The organism is Mesorhizobium sp. CAU 1732 (assembly GCF_039888675.1).
GTDB lineage: Bacteria > Pseudomonadota > Alphaproteobacteria > Rhizobiales > Rhizobiaceae > Aerobium.
The window spans coordinates 327,792-345,420 of the sequence record NZ_JBDQQR010000001.1 but is presented as its reverse complement, the minus strand read 5'-3'; the positions used below and the strand labels follow the sequence as shown (position 1 = coordinate 345,420).

Genomic DNA, 17,629 nt, shown 5'->3' with positions numbered 1-17,629 from the left:
AGTCGGCTGCAATCCCGCCGCCCGAGCGCTGTCCCATGACGAGGTTTTTTGCCGATGACTATGGTCGAATTGCGGGCGAAGGGTGTGTCGGCAACGCTGGATTGCAGCGTCGGCCACATCGCCGATTTCGCCGTCAAGACCGGTAATCGCATCGTACGGCCACTGCACCGGGCGCCGTGGGTCGACGACGCGTCGGAACCGTTGCCGGACGGCCTGCCGGAAAATGTCGCGAGACTGTCCGGGGATTTCTTCTGCGCGCCGTTTTCCCGCAACGATATCGAGGACGGCCCGCCGCATGGCTGGGCCGCCAACAGCGCCTGGGACTTCGTGGAGGAGACGGAGATCGCAGATGGCAGGACGACGCGATTTCGGTTGCGGAGGCGAGTCATGGGTGCCGTGGTCGAAAAACTGCTCACCCTTCGCGATGGCCATCCGTTCCTGTATCAGGAGCATCGTCTCATCGGCGGGCTAGGCGCGGTGCCCGTCGCGCATCACACGATGATCCGCATGGCGAAGGGCGGACGCCTTGCGTTTTCACCGAAGAGGGCCGCGTTGACGCCCGACGCGCCGCTGGAAACCGACCCCTCGCGGGGACGCTCCCTGTTTGCCTATCCCGCAAGGACGTCCGACCTGTCCAAACTGCCGCTTGCCGACGGCACGGCTGCGGACCTGTCTATCTATCCGCCGGGTGAACGGCATGAGGATTTCGTGACACTCGTGGAGGAGGCGCATACCGGCATCGGCTACACGGCGATTGCGAGGCATGCGGAGCGTGATCTGGTCATCGTGCTGAAGAACCCGGCATCACTTCCCGCGACGATGCTGTGGTACTCCAATGGCGGGCGGAACTATGCGCCGTGGAACGGCCGCCATGTCGGCGTGCTTGGCATCGAGGATGCCTGCAGCGCCATCGGCCATCGTCAGTCGCTGGAAGACAATGCGATCCGCCGCGAGGGTGCCGCGACCGCGATCACCCTCGATCCGTCGGGGCAGGTCGTGATCCGGCAGGTGATCGGCTGCCTGGACCGGAAAGGCATTCCGGCCAGCGTCCATGCCGACCGGGAGACCAGCGTGCTTAATCTTGCATTCGAGAACGGATCCACCGAGCGCATCCCGTTCGACACGACATTTCTCGACTGATCCCGGAAGCAATGGAAAAGGCGGGGCAAGTCGGCCCCGCCTTTCTCACATGAGTACCGACGCGATCAGGCGCCCGGCTGCTTGGTCTTGCGCAGATAGGGCAGGATGGTTTCGAACGAGCCGAAACGCTTTTCCGCGTCCTCGTTGGAAACGGCGGCCGTGATGATCACGTCCTCGCCCTGCTTCCAGTTCGCGGGCGTTGCCACCTGATGCTTGGCGGTAAGCTGGATCGAGTCGATCGCGCGCAGGATTTCGTCGAAGTTGCGGCCCGTGGTCATCGGGTAGGTGAGGACCAGCTTGATCTTCTTGTCCGGCCCGATCACGTAGACCGAACGCACGGTGGCGTTGTCGGCCGGCGTGCGTCCGTCCGAACTGTCGCCCGCTTCCGCCGGCAGCATGTCGTAGAGCTTGGCGACCTTGAGATCCTTGTCGCCGATCAGCGGATAGTCGACCTCGAAGCCGGTTGCGGTCTTGATGTCGGCTTTCCAGCGGCCATGATCCGATACCGGATCGATGGAGATGCCGATCAGCTTGACGCCCCGCTTTTTGAACTCACCGTCCAGCCCGGCCATGGTGCCGAGTTCCGTAGTGCAGACCGGTGTGAAATTCTTCGGATGGGATACGAGAACGCCCCAGCTATCGCCGAGCCATTCATGAAAATTGATCGTGCCCTGGGTGGTTTCCGCCGTGAAATCCGGCGCCGTGTCATTGATACGAAGACCCATGACTGTCTCCCTTCCTCGTGTTCTGTTGCAGTGGACGAAATATGAGAGCGGCAGAGCAAGGGGACAAGGATTAATTTTTCAGTCTGCGCCTTCCGGGCGCGGTCGATCGGCGAAAGAAGCCTTGAGGCGCGCAATACTCGTCTCATCCCACGCGTCCGGGTCCGTCAACGACACCCAGGCGTCGATATAATCTTCCGGCGCGTAGACGTGGCCGAAGCCGATCGGAGTCGTCGTGGCGAGCGCCATGTCCAGCCCAAGCTGGAGCAACGTCACGACGGGCGTCCAGCGCAAGGCCGGCGACACGTCGGGCGCGCGTGCATCCGTCATCCAGTCCGGCTCACGATAGACGGCCGTAGGCTCGAAGAAGACAACGGGGTCGCTCGCATATTGCAGATAGACGATGCGCATCGGGCCCCAGGGGGCGTCGGCCTCGTCCAGATGGTTCTCCTGGTTGGTGAAGCGCATCACCGAGCCGTCACGGAAACGCGGCAGCCAGGCCGGCGAGCCCGGTACCCGGTCGTTAACCGCCGAGCGCCACATTGGCGACGAAAAGGGCGGCCCGCTCCAGAGCGCGCCCTGGAACGGATCGCCGACGACATCGAACAGGTCGACGGACAGGTCGGAATTCAGCGCACCGAGGCTGAGGCCGTGAAGGTAGAGCCTGGGTCGCGTATCCTCGGGCAGTGCGGTCCAGTAGCCATAGACCTCGTTGAAAAGAGCGCGCGCGGTTTCCGCGCCGTAGCCGGGTTCGATCAGAAGGGACAGCCAGCTCGTGAGATAGGAATACTGGACGGCGACCGACGCGACATCCCCGTCATGAAGATATTCGACTGTATCCATACCGGCGGGATCGACCCAGCCGGTGCCCGTCGGCGTGATCAGCACCAGGATCTCGCGTTCGAACGCGCCGGCACGAAGCATTTCCTGCAAAGCGAGGCGCGCGCGTTCGGCATGTGTCTCCGCCGAATTGAGCCCGACATAGACGCGGATCGGCTCCATCGCGGGCCGCCCGGTAAAGGCCGAAATCTCGGCGGCGGTCGGCCCTGAAGCCACGAAGCGACGTCCCATGCGGCCGAGATCGTCCCACCCGACAAGCGAGGCATCGCTGCCGGTCTTCGCGGGATCGGCAGGCCGGTCGATATCGCTCTGGATCAGGGCGTCGAGCTGGCGAAACGACGAATCGGCCGCGCGCAGGCCGAACCGGAAGACGACACCGTCGACCACCGACCAGAACAGAAGCGCTGCGATGAGCAGGCCCAGCACATTGGCGACGCGCGGCGGGATGTGACGCTTGAGCCGGCCCGAACTCGTATTGCGCACCAGCGCGAAAAGCCTTGCCACCATCAGGATCGCCATGAAGACGACGAAGGCGATCGCGCCGACTTCGAGCGGGCGTCCGGTCTCGACCGGATCCAGGCCCATCGGCAAGCGGATGGAATTCTGCCATTCCGACGCCTTCCAGAGGAAGATCGCGACAAACACCGCGCAGATCGTGGCCGCCGACCATTTCGTCAGGCGCTCGATGAACGGCGAGAAGGGCGGCAGGCCCATGTAATTCCAGAGCCAACGCACGAAAACACCGATGCCGTATCCCGCCGCAAAGGAGCAGCCGGACAACAGCCCTTGCAGGGCAAACGAGCGCGGGATCAGGCTGGGCGTGAGAGAGGCCGCAAAGAACAGCGTGCCGAGCAGGACGCCGACCGAGCAGAACGAGCGCCCTATGCGCACAACTCCTCGTCCGATCATCCGTCAGGCTCCCCGTGATGCGATCCCGTCAGGCCCACATCATTGCCACGAGACGGCGCGTCGGGTCCATGGCGTGGGAGGTCGCGGGCAATATCTCGCGCGGCAGAGCCGCAGAGAGACCTACCCCTCGGTGCGCTTGGGCTTGAACTTCTTGGCGCCAGCCGGTTTGCCCGCGGCGGGCTTGCCGCCCTTCTTGGCCCATGGCTTCTGATCCTTGGTCCAGGGCTTTTGATCCGAAGCCGGACGCTCGCCGGCGTAGGGTTTCTTGGGATAGCCGGTTTTGGCCGGCCGCGCCTGATCGAAGCCCTTTGCGTTGTAGGGCTTCTTTCCAGCAGGCGGCTTGCCATAGGCGCTGCGGCCGAATTCCGGCGTGCCGTCAAGCTGCGTGACCATGATGCCATTCTGCAGTTCGCGCTCCGGCCCGACCGCCTTGAGGAACCCGTCGGCCGCGGCAGCGGCAATCTCGACATAGGTTTCCTCCGGTTGCATCTTGATCGCGCCGATCTCGTTCTTGGTGATCTTGCCGACGCGGCAGAGCATCGGGATCAGCCAGCGCGGCTCGGCATTCTGCCGGCGGCCGGCGGAAATCGAGAACCACACGCTCGGTCCGAATTCATCGCGCGGGCGCGGAGCTGCGTCGCGCTCCTCCCTGCGCCCCGCCGGCGCTGAGAATGCCTGCAATTCGATCAGGTCTTCCGGTGCCGATTTGCCGGCACGCGACATGCGGACGAAGGCGGCAGCCACGCGCTCGGCGCCATGACGTTCCAGCAGGGTCTTGACGAGTTCCGCCTCGTCATCGGCCGGCGCCTGCTCGAAGACCGGATCGGCCAACAGCCGCTCATCGTCGCGCTGGACGATTTCGTCGGCGGAGGGCGGACGCGCCCATTCGGCCGTGATCGAGGCGTTCTGAAGCAGGCGGTCCGCCTTGCGACGCATGCTCGACGGCACGACCAGTACGCTCACGCCCTTGCGGCCCGCGCGCCCCGTGCGCCCGCTCCTGTGGAGCAGGGTTTCGGGATTGGAAGGCAGGTCGGCGTGGACGACGAGTTCCAGGCCCGGAAGGTCGATGCCGCGCGCTGCAACGTCGGTCGCGATGCACACCTTGGCGCGGCCGTCTCGCATCGCCTGAAGCGCGTGGGTGCGCTCGTTCTGGCTGAGTTCGCCGGACATGGCGACGACGGAGAAGCCGCGATTGTTGAAGCGTGCGGTGAGGTGGTTTACGGCGGCGCGCGTCGAGCAGAACACCAGCGCGTTCCTGGCGTCGTAATAGCGCAGCACGTTGATGATGGCGTTCTCGCGGTCGCTCGGCGCAACCGTCAGCGCGCGATATTCGATGTCGACATGCTGCTTCTTCTCGGCCGTCGTGGAGATGCGCACGGCATCGCGCTGGTAGCTCTTGGCGAGCTTGGCGATCGCTGACGGAACGGTGGCGGAAAACATCAGCGTGCGGCGCTCGGCGGGTGCCGCATCGAGGATGAATTCGAGGTCTTCGCGGAAGCCGAGGTCGAGCATTTCGTCGGCCTCGTCCAGCACCGCCGCGCGCAGCCCCGTCATATCCAGCGCGCCACGCGTGATGTGATCGCGAAGGCGGCCGGGCGTGCCGACGACGATGTGTGCGCCGCGCTCGAGCGCTCGGCGCTCGGTGCGCATGTCCATGCCGCCGACGCATGATGCGATCCACGCGCCTGTCGGCGCATAGAGCCATTCGAGCTCGCGCTTGACCTGAAGTGCCAGTTCGCGTGTCGGCGCGATGGCGAGCGCCAGCGGCGCGCCGGCCTGGCCGAAGCGCTCTGCGCCCTGAAGCAGGGTCGGCGCCATGGCAAGGCCGAACGCAACCGTCTTACCCGAACCGGTCTGCGCCGAGACGAGCACGTCGGCATCGGTCAGCGCAGGATCGATCACCGCGTGCTGAACCGGCGTCAGTTCTTCGTAACCACGGGTTTCCAATGCACTTGCGAGCGCAGGAACGATGCCTTCGAACTTGGTCATGGTGTATCTTTCGGAGTTTCGTCCGCGCCGTGCGCGGGCATATGCGCCGCAGCTATCCCGCCGCGACACCGTCGTGTTGGCAGGCTCTTAGGACGTGAACGGCCCGATGTACAGCCGGGGAAGCGAAAAACGCTCGCTTCCCGCGTCCCGCGTTATCTGGCGAGCCAGCCCGCAAACGGCCCGCGCTCGCCCAGAAATCGCTCGCGTTCGCGCCACACGGCGGGGATCGCCAGGAGCCCGATCGAGATGATCGCGATCACGGTCTTCATGAACTGGGACAGTTCCGGCGTCCGCTGATCGACATAGTAGACCGCGTAGACGATCGCGACATGCCAGACATAGACATGCAGCGAATGGCGACCGAGAAGCTGGAGAAAGCGCAGCGTAAACACCCAGATGAGCGCATTCGCGATGCCGCGCACGATCGCATTCTCATGGCGCGGTCCGGCAACCAGGAGCCACGTCATTCCGAAGGCGACCGCCACGAAGTTCACGAGGTAGACCGGGCCGAAATCGGCGCGGATTTCCATTGTCGCGAACTTGCCCAGCATGATTTCGGGCATCAGGCCCCACGCCGTCGCGATGCGGAGCGGAACGAAAAACACGCAGATCGCCAGCGCCGCCTTGGGCAGAAGCGTGCGCTCGGGCGACAAGATCCGCGACCAGTCGATCTTGTCCTGCGCGGTGAGCACGCCGAGCACCAGCGCCCCGAAAAAGATGACCTGCCAGCCCATCATGTTGAAGCTGACGCGGACGCCCTGATCGTCGGACCCCATGAAGAAGGTGTTGAGCGGATCGGTCACGATCGCCTGGAGCCCGAGTTGGGCACCCATCCAGATGATGAAGGAGCCGATCGCCACCGACGCCCATTTGCCGTTGAGGACCAGCCAGATCACGGCCGGCGCGAACAGCATGTAGACGGTGTATTGCGGAAGGATGTCCATAAAGGTCGGCTGGAAGATGAACGTTGCGATGGCCGCAAGCCGTTTCGGGTCCGTCAGATTGGTATCGCCGAGCCAGTTCCACCATGCCTCGTAGCCGCCCGGAAGCGCCAGGCGCGCGAGAAGCACCACGATCACCAGCCCCATCGCATAGCGGTAGAGCTCGAAGGCGCGGGCATAGACCTTCCCTGCGCCTTCGGAACGGCCGTATTTCAGCATCTTGCGGGCGTAGACGAGGCCGATGAGCAAGCCGGAGAGGAAAACGAATCCCTGCGCGTCTTCAACGAAGGCAAGCTGTCGATGGTTGATCTCGACGAGCCAGTACCCGCCAACGAATACGAGATGATTGATCAGCATGAACACGAGAAAATACCCGCGCATGCCGTCGATGATGTCGAGACGTTTCAATCGAAGTTCACTCTTGCGTTATCAGTTTTGGGATTCACCGGCGGCCGCCGGGTCGGGTTCGAACCACAAACTACCGCAAAATCGCCAACGCCAAGCCTCACAAATGGTTGCCGAGCGTCACGTGCAGCTTGGGGCCGATCTCCCGAAAATCGCTCGCAATTTGTTTCTGCGTGTTACATTTCGTGCTACGGTTTTGGTGTCGTGCACGTGATGCGGCGAATCAAAGGGGAAAGAAAATGCAATTTCCAGAATGGGTTAAGCCTGCCCTTGGTGGCGCGGTCGGCGGTGCGATCGCTCTCGCAATCGTCGGGTTCTCATGGGGTGGCTGGGTGACTGCAAGCACAGCACAGACGATGGCAAACAGCGCGTCGAACGACGCCGTGGTCGCTGCACTGATGCCTCATTGCCTTGCTCGCGCGGAAAACGATCCCCAAGCCTCGGTCATTCTTGCCGAGTTGAAGGAGGCGAGGACAACCGGCCGCCGCGCAATCATCGAAAACGCCGGCTGGGCGACGCCAATCAACGAAGAACGTCCCAATCGGGCGCTGGCTCAGGCCTGCCAGGAAGCGCTCTCTTCATAATGCGATAGAGGCGGTCGTCGGTTTCGCGCGACCGCCTCTCGCGACCATCAAGCCGCTTCGCGAACCTGATAGTCCTTGATCGCGGCGAAGCGTATCTGCTTCCAGCGATCGGCCTCGTAGTTCAGCCCGAATTCGTGCGGCGCGAGGAAAACCGGGTCACCATCCAGATCGCGCGCTATGTCGCCGCGATGGCTTTCCAAAAAACGCTCCAGTTCGATCTTGGTGTCGGCGGTGATCCAGCGGCAGACGGAAAACCGCGCCATCTCGAAATCGACCGGCAGGCCGTATTCGACGTTGAGGCGTTCCTTCAAAACGTCGAGCTGCAGCGCGCCGACGACGCCGACAATCGCCGGCGACCCGTCTTCCGGGGAAAAGAGCTGGACGACGCCCTCCTCCGCCATCTGCTGGAGTGCTTCCTTCAGCTTCTTGGCCTTCATCGGATCACCGAGCCGAACGCGGCGAAGGATTTCCGGCGCGAAGTTCGGCACGCCGCGGAACAGGATTTCCTCGCCTTCGGTCAGCGTGTCGCCGATGCGCAGCGTGCCATGGTTGGGAATGCCCACCACGTCGCCCGCATAGGCCTCGTCGGCCGTGATGCGCGAGCGGGCGAAGAAGAATTGCGGCGCGGACAACGACATCGGCTTGCCGGTGCGGACGAGCTTGGCCTTCATGCCGCGCTGGAGCGTGCCCGAACAGACACGCACGAAGGCGATGCGGTCGCGGTGATTGGGATCCATGTTGGCCTGGATCTTGAAGACGAACGACGTCATCTTCTCTTCCGTGGCCTCGACCCTGCGGGTGTCGGCGTCCTGCGCGCGGGGCGGCGGCGCCCATGCACCCAGCGCCTCGATGAGGTCACGAACGCCGAAATTGCGCAGCGCCGAACCGAAGAACACCGGCGTCAGATGACCTTCCCTGAACGCTTCGAGGTCGAACGGACGGCAGGCCTCGCGCGCCAGTTCCAGTTCCTCGATGAAGGCCTCCCGCTCGTTTTCCGGCAGGAGACCGGCGACACGATTCGAGTCGGGACCATTGACCTTCGTGCGTTCGGCCTCGTTGTCGCCGCGCCGGATCGCGTTCTCAGCGAGATGATACGTCCCCGAAAAGGTCTTGCCCCGTCCGATCGGCCAGGTGATCGGCGCGGTGTCGAGCGCCAGTTTCTGCTCGATCTCGTCGAGGATTTCGAACGTGTCGCGCGCTTCGCGGTCCATCTTGTTGACGAAGGTCACGATCGGGATGTCGCGCAGCCGGCAGACTTCGAAGAGCTTCAGCGTTCTGGGCTCGATGCCCTTGGCGGCGTCGATGACCATGACGGCCGAATCCACGGCCGACAGCGTGCGATAGGTATCGTCGGCGAAATCCTCGTGGCCCGGCGTGTCGAGCAGGTTGAAGACGTTGTCGCCATATTCGAACGTCATGACCGAGGTCACGACGGAAATGCCGCGCTCGCGCTCGATCTTCATCCAGTCCGAGCGGGTCTGGATCTTGTCCTTCTTCGCCTTCACCTCGCCGGCAAGCTGGATCGCACCACCGAACAGCAGCAGCTTTTCGGTCAGCGTCGTCTTGCCCGCGTCCGGGTGCGCGATGATTGCAAAGGTACGGCGGCGGGATACCGCGTCCTTGATCGTATCTGTCATGGCATGAATTCCGTTCGGGTGCGGAATTAGCAAAGGCGCGGAGCTATGTCGAGGAGAGGGTTCAGCGTGCTTCCAGCTCGATGTTCGGGTGTTCTGCGATAATCTCCAGCACAATCTCGAAATATGTCGGGCCGGAACCCGCCTCGAGCGCGGCGAGCCGACTCGAAATTGCCTCGGTGTTGAACATTTCCGGGCGGGCAAGCTTGTCCTGGTAAAAGGCGCGCGTGGCCTCCAGGCCGAGTTGGGTACGTGACCTTTCCATCGCCAGCCAGATCAGCTTGATCGGCTCCCCGCCTTCGATCGCGCCGTAGCCGCCGCGAAACATGTCGGCAAGCGCATCGAGGCTGGCGCCGAGCTTCCAGTCCTCGCCGGCCATGAAGACGCGATTGATCTCGTCATAGAAGGACGGGATGTCATGGATGGCGGTGCCATCGATGGTGAGGGTCTTCGTCATGGCTGCGCATTCGCCTTCAACTCGAACCCGCCATCCGCCAGAACCTGACCATTCAGCATGAATTCGACCTTGTGGAGGCCGGCATTGTGCGTGCGCGTCGTGAAATCGCGGATCTGCTGCGAAATCGCCAGTTCCATCGTGCCTCCTGCCGCGAGATCGAAGGTTTTCAGCTTGAACACCTTGCGGGAGGTTGCGCCGCTCTTCTTCACATAGTGGATGGCGTAGTCGGCGACGAGCTTTTGACGTTCATTCGCCGTCGAGACAATACGGGCCGAAAGCGTAATGCGCTCGCCCAGCCGGATCACCGCCGGGGCGACGGTGAAGTGGTCGACCGCGACATCCGCTTCGCCGGTCGTGCCGATCAAGGCCAGCGCGCGAGGCTCTCCCTTCTTGATGAGCGTGCGCAGCGCGTGCCTGACGATCCATTCCGTGCGCGCATCGTCCCTGTCCCAGCCTGACAGGCGGTCGAGCAGATAATCCGGATTGTCCTTGGCGATGTCGTTCAGATGATTGGCGACCGACTTGCGGACATAGAGGCTGTCATCGGCCTTGAGCGCATCGAGGATCGATACTGTAGGCGACGGGTCGGCGATCAGGTTCTTCAACTGGAACGACCATGGCAGCCGCGGTCTCGAGCCTTCGCTCGCCAGCCTGCGGACGTGCTCGTTCTCGTCCCGCGCCCACCCCTTCATCACCGCCAGCGTCCGCTCGAAATCGTCCCTGAGGAAATGCCTTATAGCGAACTCCGCCGAACCGAACCGGGTGAAGAAATGCAGCGCTTCCATCGAGCGCTCGAACGCGTCGCGGCCGCGAATGGCGACGAATTCGCACAGCGTGATCGACGCGAAGCCATGCCGGATGCGCGGCGCAAGATCGCGCAGGACGGCGAGCGCCTCGGCGTAGTCTGCGGGCAACGTCTGAGCGAATGCCTCGGCCGTCCGGCGCATGCGCTGCATGATGCCGAGATCGTCCAGCCCATCCGTGGCAAGGGACAGGAAGCGCTCCCGATCGAATCGGGGCCAGATTGCGGCCGTCTCGTCGGCAAAATGCTGCAGACGGGCACGGTCGAAGATTTCTTTCAGCGCCGGCGATGCATCCGTCGAACTTGCAGCCAATTGAAGTCTCCTCGCGGCGCGGCTCACCTACTAGGGTCATCCTAGCGGATGCAAGCGACACGCAATGTCAGGATACAATCGCTTTTCACAGATCAATGCCGCCAATCGTTGGATCACGTACGGGAAAATTGTGCAGCGACGGTGTCGGAATCCTGCTCATCCGCGCGTCATGGCAACAGCACGCCCTTTTCACGTTCGCAACTGGAGCACGTCATGTCCGAAACCACCCTTTCAAACTCGCGCAGATCGACGATTGTCGGCTGGACCCTGTCAGGTCTGGTGATCGCCTTCCTCATCTTCGACGGCGTCATCAAGCTGCCGCCGCTCCAGCCGGTGATCGACACGATGCCGGTGCTCGGCTGGCCCGTCGAACTGGCCCGCATGCTCGGGATCATCACCCTTGTGTGTACGGCTTTATACGCCTGGCCGCGCACCTCCGTGCTGGGCGCGATCCTGCTCACCGCCTATCTCGGCGGCGCGGTTGCCACGCATGTCCGCATCGGCAGCCCGCTCCTGACCCACACGCTGTTCGGCGTCTACATGGCGCTTTTCGTGTGGGGCGGCTTGTGGTTCCGCGATCCGCGCATCCGGGCTCTGATCCCGCTGTCGCGTTAGATCACCTATGCGCTAACCGAAGATCGACCAGCCCATTCGCTCCGTGAGCTGTTCGAGCGCCAGCGTGCCGAGGAGCGAATTGCCGTTTTCGTCGAGCGTCGGGGACCAGACCGCGACCGACGCGATGTCGGGCGCGATGGCCAGGATGCCGCCGCCGACGCCGCTCTTGGCGGGCAGGCCGACGCGGAACGCGAAGTCGCCTGACCCGTCATACTGGCCGCAGGTCATCATCAGCGAGTTGATCCGCCGCGCAAGGCGCGCATGGTGCCGCGAATCCTCGGTCTTGCCGTCTGCGCCGTCGCGCATCAGGTAGCGTCCGGCAAGCGCAAGCTGGCGGCAATCGAGCTCGATGGCGCATTGCGCCACATAGAGCTTCATCACGGCTTCGACGTCGTGATGCAGGTTCTCGAAATGCTTCGAGAGGTTCGCCAGTGCCCGGTTCGAGTAACCGGATGTCTTGCCGTCCTCCTTCACGATCTCGCTGACTTCGCCGAAATCCTTTTCGCCGATCTCGCCGATCAGGAACTCGCGCACGGTTTTGGGAACACCATGCTCCTTGCCGATATCGAGCAGCATGTCGCAGACGACCAGTGCGCCGGGATTGATGAAGGGGTTTCGCGGTATGCCCTTGTGGCGTTCCAGATCGACGATCGAATTGAACGGATCGCCGGACGGCTCACGTCCGACACGTTTCCAGACCTCGTCGTCGAAGGCACGCAGCGCAAGCGTGAGCGCGAAGACCTTCGAGATGCTCTGGATGGGAAACGGCGTGTCGGCATCTGCGCCCGTCACCAGATCGCCATCGACTGTCACGACCGCGATGCCGAAATGCTCGGTCTCGATGTCCGCCATGCCCTTGATGTGGTCGGCAGCTTTGCCGAACTTCTCGATTACACCCATTCGCCCGACGATCTCGTCGACCACATCCTTCAGTTGAGCGAGGTCGACCCGCTTCTCGCGCTTTGCCATGCATGTCTCCGGTTTGAGTTGGCCAGAACGCGACAGGCGCGGAATCGATCCGGTCGGAGGGTAACGTCAGCCCGCGAGCGCGAGAGGCCGGACACGCGGCTCGAACGCCGAGATCGCCAGCGTGTCGCGGGTCATGGTGACGAAGCTGCCAGGCGGAATGGCTTCCCAGTTCGGCTCGTCCTGGTCCAGCGGCTCCGATACGAGGCAGCGCCCGACACCATTGCGAAACGACCCGGCATAGAGGGTCGGCGCCGTTCCGGCCGATGCATAGCGGACGGAATAGAGACGCTCGCCATCGGAGAAGGCCGCGGTGAGCTTGAGTTTCGGCTCGATGCCGGCCTTGCCGGCGACGTCGTGGATGATCGCGACCGCCCGCTCTGTCGCGCCCTGAGGGTCTGTATCGAGGCCCTGGTCGATCATGAGCATGAAGATCAATTCGGAGTCGGTCGTGCCGTGCAACTGCTCGTAGAGCGCGTCAGGCAGGCGATGTTCCAGCTTTCGCCGGATCGCATCGAAATCGCCGATCTGGCCGTTGTGCATGAACGACCATCGCCCGGACGCGAAAGGATGGCAATTGTCGCGGCTGGTCGCGCCGCCCGTCGAGGCGCGGACATGCGCCAGGAAGAGGGGCGAGCGTATCTGGCGGCAGAGGCTTTTCAGATTGCAGTCGGACCAGGCCGGCAGCACGTCGCGGTATCGGCCGGGCTCCGGGCGCTCGCCGTACCAGGCAACGCCGAAACCGTCGCCATTGGTCGCCGTCTTCGCCTGCAGCGCATGGTGGCTCTGGGCGATCAGGGAATGGCAGGGCGCGGTAACGATGTCTTCCATGAAGACCGGTTCGCCGAGATAGGCCGCCCATCGGCACATCGTGTCTATTTCCCCCGATTGTGCGTCCGCTCATAAAGCTCGCGGATGATCCGCGATGCCGTAGTTTCGAACAGAAACGGCAAGAAAGCGTGAACGATCGCGGCGCCTGCGGCCATCAGGAGACGCGAGGAAAACCACGCGGCAAACGCCATGTGTCCGAAATAGCTTTCGCCGACCGTTTCGGGATGCTGGGTGAAGAGCCTGGCAATGCGCGTGGTCATGAATGTCCCCTTTGATTGTATCTTTGGCCACACAATAGACCTGCGTTCATTCAAAGCGTCCCGAAATGTCCTTGAGAGTTTATCCTTATTGGGACATTGTCCTATGATGACTGAAATTATCGATACAATCGACCGGAGACTCCTGGCCGAACTGCAACGCGATGCCACGCTGACGGTGGATCAGCTCTCCGAGCGCCTCAACCTGTCGCGCAACGCATGCTGGCGGCGCGTCAAGATTCTCGAGGAGAAGAAGATCATCACCGGCCGGGTGGCGCTGGTCGATGCGGACAGGCTGGGTCTCGGGCTCTCGGTGTTCATCCTGGTGCGGACATCGCATCACAATCCGGACTGGCTGAAGCGATTTCGCGATGCGGTCTCATCCTTCCCGGAAATCACCGGCGTCTACCGCATGTCCGGCGACCTCGACTACGTGCTGCGCGCCCGCGTCGCCGACGTAAAGGCCTATGACCGGCTCTACCAGCGCCTGATCGCAAAGGTTCCGCTCGACGACGTCTCCGCTTCGTTCGTCATGGAGGAAATCAAAGAGACCACCGTCGTCCCCGTGGAAGTGCGTTGATCCTGATCCGCTTGACCCGACAATCGCTTTCACACATCATTCCACGATGGATTTGTTGGATCGCATTCGCATCGACCCTGCGCGCAGGTCTGGAAAGCCGTGCATCCGCGACACACGGATAGCGGTCTATGACGTGCTGGACTACCTTGCCTCCGGCATGAGCGAGACCGAGATACTGAACGATTTCCCGGAACTCCAACCCGATGATCTGCGTGCGAGCCTTGTCTTCGCAGCAGAGAGGGAACGGCGTTTGCTCGGCGCGGCGTGACCTCCAAGCTCCTTCTCGATCAAAATCTGTCGCGGCGCCTCCTGGCATCTCTTGCGCGTGAGTTTGACGGATCGGCGCATGTTTCCGAACTCGGACTGGCTTCAGCCGAGGACCGCATCATCTGGGACTACGCACGACAAAACCAGTTCACCATTGTATCGAAAGACTCGGATTTCCATCACCTCAGCTTCCTGTATGGCGCACCTCCGAAAACCGTGTGGTTGCGGCTGGGCGATTGCACCACTGCACACATCATTGATTGCATTGAGCGAAATCGAATTCTCACGCTGAATTTCATATCGGACCACGAGTCCGCACTGCTTGTCGTAGAGTGACCGCGTTCGAACTGAAATGGCGTTGATAGACACATCGTTCGAATTGACCTCATGCAACCTTGCCGCCATAGCATCAGGGTCATGACAGCTAGCTCCACTTCATCACCGACACTGGGTATCGTGCGCATGCCGCACGCGGACGGCATCGACCTGCCAGCCTACGAAACGGCAGGCGCGGCCGGCATGGACCTTCGCGCGGCCGTCCCGGCCGATCGCCCGCTCATACTCCTGCCGGGCAAGCGTGCGCTGGTGCCGACGGGACTCATCTTCGAGATCCCAGACGGCTTCGAGGGGCAGATCAGGCCGCGCTCCGGTCTCGCCTTCAAACACGGCATCACCTGCCTGAACACGCCCGGCACGATCGACAGCGACTATCGCGGCGAGGTGAAGGTGCTGCTGGTCAATCTCGGCGACGAGGAATTCGCGATCGAACGCGGCATGCGGATCGCGCAGCTCGTGCTCGCGCAGGTCAGCCATCTCCAGATTGAAGAGCGTTCACTCGCGGGCGAGACGGTTCGCGGCGCAGGCGGCTTCGGCTCCACCGGGACGGCCTGAGCATGCGGCCGGGCCTCGTCATCTTCGATTGCGACGGCATTCTCGTCGATACCGAGGAAACCGCCAACAGGGTGCTTTGCGCCTGGCTGACCGAAGGCGGCTATCCGGTTTCATACGAAGAGTGCCGCCGGGTGTTCTCCGGCACCAGCATGGTCAGCGTCCAGCAGCGGATCGAAGCGAACGGCCACCGGCTCGGTTTCGATCTCGCGGATCGCTGGTATGCGTCGATCGACACGATCTTCTCGACGGTGACGGCAGTTCCGCACATCGAGACGGTCGTCGAAGCCTTGCGGGAGGCCGGCATTCCATGGTGCGTGGCCTCGTCGGCCCGGGTCGACAAGATGCATCTCACGCTCGGCGCGACAGGGCTGATGTCCCATTTCGGCCACGCGCTCTACAGCGCCACGATGGTCGAGCGCGGCAAGCCCTTCCCTGATCTCTTTCTTCATGCCGCGAAGGAAATGGGCTTCGATCCAGCGGACTGCGTCGTCATCGAGGATAGCGTTCCCGGCACCGAGGCGGGCATCGCCGCAGGCATGCGCGTCTTCTCCTACGCAGGCGACCCGTTTTCGGACCGCGCGGCGCTCTCGGCGGCCGGCGGCACCGTCTTCGACGACATGCGCGACCTGCCCGACCTCATCCTGTCCTGACCGTCAAATTCCCCTGCGTCGCGATTTCGTTGTGAACGAAATCGGCAGGCGCGCGTTTCTCACGACAACTTCCAGGCAACATAAGGAAGGAGAACGCAAATGCCGAAGATCGACAAATCCAGGATCATGATCCTTGCGACGAACGGTTTCGAGCAGTCGGAACTCGAGGTTCCATTGAAGAAGCTGGCCGAGGCCGGCGCGACCGTGGACGTTGTTTCCCTCAAGGACGGCGAAATCACCGGCTGGGAAAAGAAGGATTGGGGTTCGGCCGTGAAGGTCGACCGAACGCTCGCGGACGTACGCGTCGAAGACTACGATGCGCTCGTGCTTCCCGGCGGACAGATGAACCCCGACCTGCTTCGTGTCGAGAAGGACGCGGTGACGTTCGTGCGCTCCTTCAACGACACTGGAAAGCCGCTGGCGGCGATCTGCCATGCGCCCTGGCTACTGATAGAGGCGGACCTTGTGCGCGGCCTCAAGGCAACGTCCTACGGGTCGATCAAGACGGACATGATCAACGCCGGCGCGAAGTGGGAAGACTCCCAAACGGTGCGTGACGGCAACATCATCACCGCCCGCAAGCCGGACGATCTGGACGCGTTCGTGGCCGAGATCATCAAGGCCGTGGAAGGCGAAGCCGCACAAAAGCACGCCGCCTGAGCGGCAGCGAGGTTCGGCTGTTGAGTTGCGGATCAGTCTCGCAGCCGGGCAAGGCGGCGCTGGCGCCCGAAAGGGCTGCCGCGCCGCTTTTGCTTGACATAACCTCCGTAAGGGGCCCATCGCTCGTCGTCAAAACGAGGCTGCGATGGACACGCTGACCGTCATCGACATGCACACCGGCGGCGAGCCGCTTCGCATCGTGACCGCCGGTTATCCGCCGCTTGGCCGTGGCACGATCATGCAAAAGCGCGCCTATGTTCGAGACACGCTCGACCACCTGCGGAAGGTGTTGATGTTCGAGCCGCGCGGCCATGCCGACATGTACGGCGCGCTGCTGGTCGAGCCTGATCTGCCGAGCGCCGACCTGGCCGTCCTGTTCATGCACAATGAGGGCTATTCGACAATGTGCGGCCACGCCATCATCGCGCTTGGGCGCTACGCGGTCGATCACGGTCTCGTCGAGGCCAGCGAACCGACGACACGCGTGAACATCGAATGTCCCTGCGGGATGGTTGTCGCCGATGTCGACGTCATCGATGGACGCGCGGGTGCGGTGTCGTTCGAGAGCGTTCCGGCGTTTCTGTTCGCGCGCGATCTGACGATCGACGTGCCGGGTTATGGCGCGATCGTCTACGACATCGCCTATGGCGGCGCGTTCTATGCGCTTGCCGATTGCCCCCAGTTCGGCCTCGAATTCGGACGGGATCCCGCGCGCGGCTTCGTCGATGCGGCCGTTTCGCTGACAGAGGCCGTGAAGGCCAAGGTGCCGCTGTCACATCCCGATCACAGCGACCTCGCCTTTCTCTACGGGGCCATCTTCACCGATGGCGGCAATGGCGCGGCCCGGCCGACCAGAAATATCTGCGTCTTCGCGGACGCGCAGGTGGACCGATCTCCGACAGGCTCAGGCGTGACGGCGCGCATGGCGACGATGCATGCCAAGGGAGATGTTCGTGCCGGCGAGGTGCGGCAGTTCGAAAGCATCGTCGGATCGATCTTCGAAGGCAGCATCGCCACCACGACGAAGGCGGGCGGCCACGACGCCGTCACGGTGCGCGTGTCGGGCCGCGCGCATTATAGCGGCAGGGCCGAATTTATCGTCGAGGACGACGATCCCTTGCGAACCGGTTTCCTCGTGCGCTGACGAGCTGCCCGCTGGCACAAGCGTCGGCGCTT

The 17,629-nt window shown here is 62.9% G+C and carries 20 protein-coding genes; 10 read left to right on the top strand and 10 right to left on the bottom strand.

What is annotated here, in order from left to right:
• The first annotated feature begins 54 nt into the window (after nucleotides 1–54).
• A complete protein-coding gene (locus AAFN55_RS01810) occupies nucleotides 55–1,140 on the top strand; it encodes a hypothetical protein (RefSeq protein WP_347797181.1) in 1,086 nt (361 codons plus the stop codon).
• A gap of 65 nt (nucleotides 1,141–1,205) precedes the next feature.
• Here AAFN55_RS01810 and AAFN55_RS01805 read toward each other — a convergent pair whose 3' ends face one another.
• The 4 genes from AAFN55_RS01805 to opgC all read right to left on the bottom strand — a co-directional run bounded on the left by AAFN55_RS01805 (nucleotide 1,206) and on the right by opgC (nucleotide 6,949).
• Complete coding sequence (locus AAFN55_RS01805) at nucleotides 1,206–1,865, bottom strand: peroxiredoxin (protein ID WP_347797180.1); 660 nt, start codon at nucleotides 1,863–1,865, stop codon at nucleotides 1,206–1,208.
• A gap of 78 nt (nucleotides 1,866–1,943) precedes the next feature.
• Nucleotides 1,944–3,611: an alpha/beta-hydrolase family protein gene (locus tag AAFN55_RS01800; RefSeq protein ID WP_347797179.1), complete on the bottom strand. Its 1,668-nt coding sequence runs from the start codon at nucleotides 3,609–3,611 to the stop codon at nucleotides 1,944–1,946.
• 120 nt (nucleotides 3,612–3,731) lie between these two features.
• A complete protein-coding gene (locus AAFN55_RS01795) occupies nucleotides 3,732–5,600 on the bottom strand; it encodes a DEAD/DEAH box helicase (protein ID WP_347797178.1) in 1,869 nt (622 codons plus the stop codon).
• A gap of 152 nt (nucleotides 5,601–5,752) precedes the next feature.
• Nucleotides 5,753–6,949 carry an OpgC domain-containing protein gene (gene opgC, locus AAFN55_RS01790; RefSeq protein WP_347797177.1) on the bottom strand — a complete coding sequence of 399 codons (1,197 nt, stop codon included), beginning with the start codon at nucleotides 6,947–6,949 and terminating at the stop codon, nucleotides 5,753–5,755.
• 353 nt (nucleotides 6,950–7,302) lie between these two features.
• Between opgC and AAFN55_RS01785 the strand changes: the two genes are divergently transcribed.
• Nucleotides 7,303–7,530 (top strand): hypothetical protein, encoded by a 228-nt coding sequence (locus AAFN55_RS01785; RefSeq protein WP_347797176.1) that lies wholly within the window; start codon nucleotides 7,303–7,305, stop codon nucleotides 7,528–7,530.
• A gap of 47 nt (nucleotides 7,531–7,577) precedes the next feature.
• On the opposite strand, the gene AAFN55_RS01780 is transcribed toward AAFN55_RS01785, so the two are convergent.
• From AAFN55_RS01780 to AAFN55_RS01770, 3 genes are all read right to left on the bottom strand, one after another.
• Nucleotides 7,578–9,167, bottom strand: a complete 1,590-nt coding sequence (locus tag AAFN55_RS01780; RefSeq protein WP_347797175.1) for a peptide chain release factor 3 — start codon at nucleotides 9,165–9,167, stop codon at nucleotides 7,578–7,580.
• 61 nt (nucleotides 9,168–9,228) lie between these two features.
• The gene (locus AAFN55_RS01775; protein WP_347797174.1) at nucleotides 9,229–9,621 is read right to left on the bottom strand and encodes a ribonuclease inhibitor; all 393 of its coding nucleotides are present in this window, start codon (nucleotides 9,619–9,621) and stop codon (nucleotides 9,229–9,231) included.
• Nucleotides 9,618–10,736: a DNA alkylation repair protein gene (locus AAFN55_RS01770; RefSeq protein ID WP_347797173.1), complete on the bottom strand. Its 1,119-nt coding sequence runs from the start codon at nucleotides 10,734–10,736 to the stop codon at nucleotides 9,618–9,620. Before AAFN55_RS01770 ends, AAFN55_RS01775 begins: the two co-directional genes overlap by 4 nt.
• Before the next feature lie 213 nt (nucleotides 10,737–10,949).
• On the opposite strand from AAFN55_RS01770, the gene AAFN55_RS01765 reads away from it, so the two are divergent.
• The gene (locus AAFN55_RS01765; protein ID WP_347797172.1) at nucleotides 10,950–11,351 is read left to right on the top strand and encodes a DoxX family protein; all 402 of its coding nucleotides are present in this window, start codon (nucleotides 10,950–10,952) and stop codon (nucleotides 11,349–11,351) included.
• A gap of 12 nt (nucleotides 11,352–11,363) precedes the next feature.
• On the opposite strand, the gene AAFN55_RS01760 is transcribed toward AAFN55_RS01765, so the two are convergent.
• From AAFN55_RS01760 to AAFN55_RS01750, 3 genes are all read right to left on the bottom strand, one after another.
• The gene (locus AAFN55_RS01760; RefSeq protein ID WP_347797171.1) at nucleotides 11,364–12,320 is read right to left on the bottom strand and encodes a glutaminase; all 957 of its coding nucleotides are present in this window, start codon (nucleotides 12,318–12,320) and stop codon (nucleotides 11,364–11,366) included.
• Between the two features lie 66 nt (nucleotides 12,321–12,386).
• Complete coding sequence (locus AAFN55_RS01755) at nucleotides 12,387–13,187, bottom strand: class II glutamine amidotransferase (protein WP_347797170.1); 801 nt, start codon at nucleotides 13,185–13,187, stop codon at nucleotides 12,387–12,389.
• Between the two features lie 5 nt (nucleotides 13,188–13,192).
• Complete coding sequence (locus tag AAFN55_RS01750; protein WP_347797169.1) at nucleotides 13,193–13,408, bottom strand: DUF6356 family protein; 216 nt, start codon at nucleotides 13,406–13,408, stop codon at nucleotides 13,193–13,195.
• Between the two features lie 106 nt (nucleotides 13,409–13,514).
• Between AAFN55_RS01750 and AAFN55_RS01745 the strand changes: the two genes are divergently transcribed.
• The 7 genes from AAFN55_RS01745 (at nucleotide 13,515) to AAFN55_RS01715 (ending at nucleotide 17,597) form a co-directional block, all read left to right on the top strand.
• The gene (locus tag AAFN55_RS01745; RefSeq protein WP_347797168.1) at nucleotides 13,515–13,985 is read left to right on the top strand and encodes an Lrp/AsnC family transcriptional regulator; all 471 of its coding nucleotides are present in this window, start codon (nucleotides 13,515–13,517) and stop codon (nucleotides 13,983–13,985) included.
• Nucleotides 13,986–14,031: 46 nt separating this feature from the next.
• Nucleotides 14,032–14,253, top strand: a complete 222-nt coding sequence (locus AAFN55_RS01740) for a DUF433 domain-containing protein (RefSeq protein WP_347797167.1) — start codon at nucleotides 14,032–14,034, stop codon at nucleotides 14,251–14,253.
• Nucleotides 14,250–14,588 carry a DUF5615 family PIN-like protein gene (locus AAFN55_RS01735; RefSeq protein ID WP_347797166.1) on the top strand — a complete coding sequence of 113 codons (339 nt, stop codon included), beginning with the start codon at nucleotides 14,250–14,252 and terminating at the stop codon, nucleotides 14,586–14,588. The genes AAFN55_RS01740 and AAFN55_RS01735 overlap by 4 nt, the downstream gene beginning before the upstream one ends.
• A gap of 81 nt (nucleotides 14,589–14,669) precedes the next feature.
• Entirely contained in the window at nucleotides 14,670–15,143 is a 474-nt protein-coding gene (gene dut, locus AAFN55_RS01730; RefSeq protein ID WP_347797165.1) for a dUTP diphosphatase, read from the top strand.
• Between the two features lie 2 nt (nucleotides 15,144–15,145).
• Nucleotides 15,146–15,793 (top strand): HAD family phosphatase, encoded by a 648-nt coding sequence (locus tag AAFN55_RS01725; RefSeq protein ID WP_347797164.1) that lies wholly within the window; start codon nucleotides 15,146–15,148, stop codon nucleotides 15,791–15,793.
• A 99-nt stretch (nucleotides 15,794–15,892) separates the two neighbouring features.
• Nucleotides 15,893–16,453 (top strand): type 1 glutamine amidotransferase domain-containing protein, encoded by a 561-nt coding sequence (locus AAFN55_RS01720; RefSeq protein ID WP_347797163.1) that lies wholly within the window; start codon nucleotides 15,893–15,895, stop codon nucleotides 16,451–16,453.
• Between the two features lie 145 nt (nucleotides 16,454–16,598).
• Nucleotides 16,599–17,597, top strand: coding sequence for a proline racemase family protein (locus AAFN55_RS01715; RefSeq protein ID WP_347797162.1), 999 nt, complete (start codon nucleotides 16,599–16,601; stop codon nucleotides 17,595–17,597).
• Nucleotides 17,598–17,629: the final 32 nt, after the last annotated feature.